This is a genomic window from Vibrio nomapromontoriensis (assembly GCF_050337205.1).
GTDB lineage: Bacteria > Pseudomonadota > Gammaproteobacteria > Enterobacterales > Vibrionaceae > Vibrio > Vibrio nomapromontoriensis.
Genome location: NZ_JAKJSS010000005.1, coordinates 1 through 824, shown reverse-complemented (window position 1 = coordinate 824; position 824 = coordinate 1). Strand labels below are relative to the sequence as shown.

Here is an 824-nt window from a genome sequence, read left to right as displayed (position 1 = left end):
GGTTTCCCCATTCGGAAATCCCAGACTCACAGGTTATTACTACCTAATCTGGGCTTATCGCAAGTTATTACGTCCTTCATCGCCTCTGACTGCCAAGGCATCCACCGTGTACGCTTAGTCACTTAACCATACAACCCCAAAAGGTCTTATGTATGGCAAACAACCAAAGTCGCTATCTCATTATTTGAATGAGCGAGATAGCATTCGATTTTGCCGGACTCAAATATAAACATCACAACCGAAGTTGTGCTGTTTCCAAGAACACTTGAATGTGTGTTGGTACCTACATCTTTTCTCTATAGGGTTTTAGGACTTTTGTTTTGATAACTTTTCTTTGTTCTTTATTCAATCAAGACATTGTTGTTCGTCAGCTTTCCAAATTGTTAAAGAGCATGTGTTACTTAAACAGTAACCATTTTTAAATACTTTCGTTTCTAGTAAACGAAGTGAGAACACTTATAGATGGTGTCGCTTTGGGGGGTCGAACCGCAGACCTGTTCGCTGCGTGCGAGGGGGTTTTCCTGGTGCTCTATAGGCCCGTGTGGTAGGTGTTTCTTTACTCTTAACTTTTAAACCTAATCAATCTGTGTGAACACTCATCAAGACAATCTTTCGTATAAGGAGGTGATCCAGCCCCAGGTTCCCCTAGGGCTACCTTGTTACGACTTCACCCCAGTCATGAACCACAAAGTGGTGAGCGTCCTCCCGAAGGTTAAACTACCCACTTCTTTTGCAGCCCACTCCCATGGTGTGACGGGCGGTGTGTACAAGGCCCGGGAACGTATTCACCGTGGCATTCTGATCCACGATTACTAGCGATTCCG

General features: G+C 44.4%; 2 rRNA genes. Both read right to left on the bottom strand.

Annotated elements, in window-relative coordinates:
- A 23S ribosomal RNA gene (locus L4D05_RS00070) occupies positions 1-128 on the bottom strand; the annotation flags it as partial.
- Positions 129-617: 489 nt separating this feature from the next.
- Positions 618-824 (bottom strand): 16S ribosomal RNA (locus L4D05_RS00065); the annotation flags it as partial.